Origin of the sequence: Streptomyces sp. NP-1717 (genome assembly GCF_022695985.1) — a bacterium.
In the GTDB taxonomy this organism is placed as follows: Bacteria; Actinomycetota; Actinomycetes; order Streptomycetales; family Streptomycetaceae; genus Streptomyces.
Window position 1 is genome coordinate 1 of record NZ_JAAPBF010000345.1, and the last position, 5036, is coordinate 5036.

The 5036-nt window shown below is 70.7% G+C and carries 6 protein-coding genes; 5 read left to right on the forward strand and 1 reads right to left on the reverse strand.

Annotated elements, in window-relative coordinates; translation table 11 throughout:
* The 5 genes from GXP76_RS33940 to GXP76_RS33955 all read left to right on the forward strand — a co-directional run.
* Window positions 1–1030 (forward strand): sulfite oxidase (locus GXP76_RS33940; protein ID WP_242575466.1); only part of this gene is annotated, 1030 nt, incomplete at its 5' end.
* A 121-nt stretch (window positions 1031–1151) separates the two neighbouring features.
* Window positions 1152–1226, forward strand: coding sequence for a putative leader peptide (locus tag GXP76_RS36095; protein WP_374363618.1), 75 nt, complete (start codon window positions 1152–1154; stop codon window positions 1224–1226).
* Window positions 1227–1279: 53 nt separating this feature from the next.
* Window positions 1280–2380, forward strand: a complete 1101-nt coding sequence (locus tag GXP76_RS33945) for an ABC transporter substrate-binding protein (RefSeq protein ID WP_242575467.1) — start codon at window positions 1280–1282, stop codon at window positions 2378–2380.
* The gene (locus tag GXP76_RS33950) at window positions 2377–3288 is read left to right on the forward strand and encodes an ABC transporter permease (RefSeq protein WP_242575468.1); all 912 of its coding nucleotides are present in this window, start codon (window positions 2377–2379) and stop codon (window positions 3286–3288) included. Before GXP76_RS33945 ends, GXP76_RS33950 begins: the two co-directional genes overlap by 4 nt.
* Window positions 3264–4019, forward strand: coding sequence for an ABC transporter ATP-binding protein (locus GXP76_RS33955; protein WP_242575469.1), 756 nt, complete (start codon window positions 3264–3266; stop codon window positions 4017–4019). The genes GXP76_RS33950 and GXP76_RS33955 overlap by 25 nt, the downstream gene beginning before the upstream one ends.
* 430 nt (window positions 4020–4449) lie before the next feature.
* Here GXP76_RS33955 and GXP76_RS33960 read toward each other — a convergent pair.
* On the reverse strand, window positions 4450–5036 hold a 587-nt coding region (locus GXP76_RS33960), incomplete at its 5' end, for a hypothetical protein (protein ID WP_242575470.1).

Below are 5036 nucleotides of genomic sequence, written 5' to 3' on the forward strand. Positions count from 1 at the left end.
CACCAACGCCGAGGCCAACTTCGCGGCGCTGCGCGCCACCGGCCTCCACACGCCCGTGGAGCGTTTCTTCGTCCGCAACCACACCGCGACCCCCGTCCTGGACGCGGCTTCCTGGAGCCTGACCGTGTGGGGCAGCGGACTGCGCGGCGGCCCGGCCCGCTTCACGTACGACCAGCTGCGCCGGCTCCCCTCTGTCACCCGTGACGTGGCCGTCGAGTGCGCGGGCAACGGCCGGAGCTTCTACACCTCCCAGCAGGGCGACGCCGCGTCCGGCACGGCCTGGACGCTCGGTGCGATCGGCGTCGCCCGCTGGCGCGGCGTGCGGCTCTCGGACGTGCTGCGCCGCGCCGGCGTCGGTCCGCACGCGGTCGACGTGATGCCCCGCGGACTCGACGCCGAGTACGTCACCGAGGGCGTCAGCCTGGGCCGGGTTCGCCGCCCACTGCCGGTGGCGAAGGCGCTGGACGACGTGATCCTCGCGTACGAGATGAACGGCGAGCCGCTGCCGTACGACCACGGCTATCCGGTGCGGGTCGTCGTGCCGTCCTGGGTGGGGATCGCCTCCATCAAGTGGCTCGGCGACATCGAGGTGAGCGCCGAGCCGCTGACTTCGCCCTGGAACACGGACTTCTACCGGCTGTTCGGCCCGGCCCATCCGCCCGGGGGCAGCGCCCCGCTGACCCGGCAGACCATCAAATCCGGCTTCGAGCTCGCGCCGGACACCGTGCTGGCCGCCGGGCGCACCCACCGGCTGACCGGCCGCGCGTGGTCGGCCCACGCGCCCGTGCGTCACGTCGAGTTCAGCACCGACGGCGGGAGCCGCTGGCAGCGGGCACACCTGCGGGACACGCCCCGTCGTCACAACTGGGTCCGCTGGTACGCGCCCTGGCGCCCGCACACGGCCGGGCAAACGCACCTCCTGGCACGCGCCACGGACACGGCGGGCAACACCCAGCCCGAGCGCTCGGTGCCGAACACCCAGGGGTACCTCTTCGACGCGGTGATCAGAGTGCCGGTCACGGTGAGCTGACCTGCTCAAGTCCCGTCATCATGTCGGGCGTATAGCGGCGGTACGAAGCCCTTGTTGCCGTATCGCACTTTCGGACCGGGCCCCTTGCCCATGGCTTGGAACCGCCGCTAGCTTCGCGGGCATGTCCCTCTCCCAGCGGTTGAGCAAACGACGCGCCGTCGATCTGATGCGCGTCGCCACCGCCCTCTGTAGCTGACCGCACGGCCTCACTCCGCGACGCCCCAGCGATTCAGAGAACCGGGAACACACATGTCCAGAGCACTCCGTGCTGCCCTGCTCGCCACCGTTCTGCTCGGCCCGGCCGTGCTCACCGGCTGCGCCGACAACACCGCCACCACCACCGCGTCCTCGAAGGATCTCTCCGACGTCCAGATCCCGCGGACGGTGGACCCCGACACCGAGATCACGATCGGCAGCCCCGAGATCCAGGTGGCGCTCAAGCTGTCCGGACAGATCGACGAACTCCCCTTCAAGGTGAAGTGGGCGAACATCAGCGGCGGTCCGCAGTGCTCCGAGGCCTTCCGCGCCAACTCCCTGGACGTGTGCTCGGCGGCCGAGATCCCGTCGATCCACGCCCACTGGACCGGGCTCGACACCAAGCTGGTGGCCGCGGCGTTCCGCACCGACCCCGTCGAGAACCCGATATACGAGCTGGGCATCGCGCCGGGCGCCGACATCGACAGCCTCGCGGACCTGCGGGGCAAGAAGATCGCGTACAGCCCCGGGCAGGCCCAGGGCGCGCTCGTCCTGCGCATCCTGGCCAAGGCCGGGCTCGCCAAGAGCGATGTGGAACTGGTCGAGCTGCCGAGCACCGGCGACGTCTATCCCACCGCGCTCGGCGGCGGTCAGGTCGACGCCGCCCCGCTGGGCGGGGTCAACATCAAGCGCTATCCGGCGAAGTACGGCAAGGACGGCGGCAGGACGATCCCGCACGGACTGCGGGACGACCCGGGGCATCTGTGGGTGCCGACGGCATCGGTGAGTGACCCTCAGAAGGCCGCCGCCATACGTGAGTTCGTCACTTTCTGGGCCAAGGCGAGGGTCTGGATCGACACGCACCCCGAGGAGTGGATCGAGGGGTACTACGTGAAGGACCAGGGGCTGTCGCGCGAGGACGGCGAGTATCTCGTGGAGGCCGGCGGGCACCCCGCGATTCCGGACGACTGGACGCGGGCCATCGCCGATCAGCAGAAGACGGTCGACCTGCTGGCGAAGGAGACGGGCAAGAAGCCGTTCGACACGGAGATCCTCTTCGACCGGCGATACGAGAAGGTCGGCGCCGAGGCGATCGCGGGCACCGGAGCCGACGCCGGGAGCGACACCGGGGCCACGACGGGAGCCGGATCATGAGCACCGGAGCGGCCGAGGAGGTCACCCTCGCCAAGGCCGGGTCGACGGAGCGCGCCCCGGACGCCGGGAGCCAGTCGCGGACCGCCGGATCCGTCCGGACGGAGGACTCGCCCGTGCGCCGGCTCGTGCCGCGGCGGCGGCTCGGCCTCGGGCGCCCCGTCCCGTACGGCTGGGCCCTCGGGCCCCTGCTGTTGCTCGCCGTCTGGGCGGCGGGCTCCGCCACCGGTCTCATCGACGCCCGCAACCTGTCGGCGCCCTGGACCGTGGTCACGACGGCGGGCGATCTGATCGAGAACGGCCGGCTCCAGTCCAACCTCGTCACCTCGGCCCAACGCGCCGCGCTGGGGCTGCTGTTCGGTGTCGCGGGAGGTCTGCTGCTGGCGCTCGTCTCGGGGCTCAGCCGGATCGCCGAAGGTTTGATCGACGGCCCCGTGCAGATCAAGCGGGCCATCCCGTCCCTCGCCCTGATCCCGCTGCTGATCCTGTGGTTCGGCATCGGCGAGTCCATGAAGGTCATCACGATCGCCCTGGGCGTCTTCGTACCCGTCTACATCCACACGCACAACGGGCTGCGCACCATCGACAACCGCTATGTGGAGCTGGCCGAGACGGTGCGGCTGAGCCGTACCGCCTTCCTGCGCCATGTCGTCCTGCCCGGCGCGCTGCCCGGGTTCCTGCTGGGCATGCGGTTCGCCGTGACCGGCGCCTGGCTGGCCCTGGTCGTGGTCGAGCAGGTCAACGCCACCAGTGGTATCGGCTACATGATGGAGCTGGCGAGGACGTACGGGCAGACCGACGTCATCATCGTCGGTCTGGTCGTCTACGGGCTCCTCGGCCTGCTCTCGGACGCGCTGGTACGTCTCGTCGAACGGAGGACGCTGTCATGGCGACGCACGCTGGCAGGCTGACCGCCGACCGCCCGGCCGGCGCCGGGGCCGGTCCCGGCACCGTACGGATCACGGACCTGGTCCGCTCCTTCGGCAACCGGAACGTCCTCGACGGCCTCGATCTCACCGTGGGAGCCGGGGAGTTCGTCGCTCTGCTCGGCCGCAGCGGCTCGGGCAAGAGCACACTCCTGCGGGCGCTCGCCGGTCTCGACCACGACGTGACGGGCTCCGGCGGACTCAGCTCGCCCGAGCCGGTCTCCGTGGTGTTCCAGGACGCGCGTCTGCTGCCCTGGAAGCGTGTCCTCGACAATGTCGTCCTCGGCCTCGACGGTTCCGACGCGGTAGCGCGCGGCCGGGCCGCGCTCGCCGAAGTCGGCCTGGCGGGACGGGAGAAGGCATGGCCCGTGGAGCTGTCCGGCGGTGAACAGCAGCGCGTGTCGCTGGCCCGTTCGCTCGTACGCGAGCCCGGACTGCTGCTCGCCGACGAGCCGTTCGGCGCGCTGGACGCGCTGACCCGCATCCGGATGCACGTCCTGCTGCGCCGGCTGTGCGCCAAGCACCGGCCGGCGGTCCTGCTGGTGACGCACGACGTGGACGAGGCGATCGTCCTCGCGGACCGCGTGGTCGTCCTCGCCGGGGGACGCATCGGCGCCGACATCCCCGTCGAACTGCCCGCGCCCCGGGGCCACGGCAGCGCCGAGTACGCGGCGCTGCGCGAACGGCTGCTGGCGGAGCTGGGGGTCGAGGCATAGGGCCTGTCTTCAAAGTCCCGCCTGACCCGCGACGCCTGGTACGGCACCTCGCCGCGTTGTCGGACTCGGCCGAGTACGGCAGGTCCATCCACAACGCCGATCCTCCGCCTTACGATGCACCGCACCAGCCGCCGCCGGCCCCGCCCTACGGGCGGACGGCGCTACTTTGCGGACGGGCCCTAGGGCCTGTCTTTTGGATCAGGCCGGATCAGGGAGCGGGGTCTGGTGCGTGCGATCGCAAGGCGGAGGAGGGAGGCATGGCGGAGCCATACCTCCCTCCTGCGCTGTCAACGCGGCGAACGTGCGTGCCAGGGACCGCGAGCCCGGCAAGATCCGAGAGACAGGCCCTAGCCCGTCCGGCAGTTGAGGGCGCGCGGAAACCCGCAGCGCGGACGGACCGATGCGGTCCGTCCGCGCTGCGGGGCGGGTCCTACTTCGCGGCGGGCGCCGCCGCGGGCTCGGCGGTCAGGGGCTGGAAGCCCTTGTTGGTCTTGCAGCCGAGGTTGTCGTAGGTGTTGACCTTCGTCTTCGGGTCGGTCTTGACCAGGTGGTACTTGCACGCCTTCTTGATGTACCGGCCCTCGATGCCGCCCGGGAAGTCGATCTCCTTGTTCCACAGGTACGGCGACTCGTAGCGGTTGACCGCCGCCGTGGCGTTCACGTCGATGCCGCCGGGAGCGTCGATCTCGTACACCCAGCCGGTCTTGGCGGAGCCGTAGGTGGCGAACTTCTGCGCCACCCACTTCTCACAGGTGGTGCTGACGTGTGCGCTGTTCTGCCCGCCGCCCTTGACGATGTACTCGGCCAGGGGAACCATCGTGTCGCCGCGGGGGGTGAAGCCCTCGTCGAAGAGGTCCTCCACGTTCTCGCGGGTGTCGCCGCGCCACAGCGTGTTGTCGTCATTGCGCCACTGCCACCGCTCCGACACCGACTTCTCCCGGACGTCGCCGGCGATGAGCGGGTTGGTCGTCGTACGCCACCAGTCCCAGGAGCGGTACTCGGTGACCGGACCGCAGG

Excerpts from the sequence above, each read along its gene's own strand:
- GXP76_RS33945 (WP_242575467.1), top strand. The coding sequence starts at position 1,280 with ATGTCCAGAGCACTCCGTGCTGCCCTGCTCGCCACCGTTCTGCTCGGC.
- GXP76_RS33950 (WP_242575468.1), top strand. The coding sequence starts at position 2,377 with ATGAGCACCGGAGCGGCCGAGGAGGTCACCCTCGCCAAGGCCGGGTCG.
- GXP76_RS33955 (WP_242575469.1), top strand. The coding sequence starts at position 3,264 with ATGGCGACGCACGCTGGCAGGCTGACCGCCGACCGCCCGGCCGGCGCC.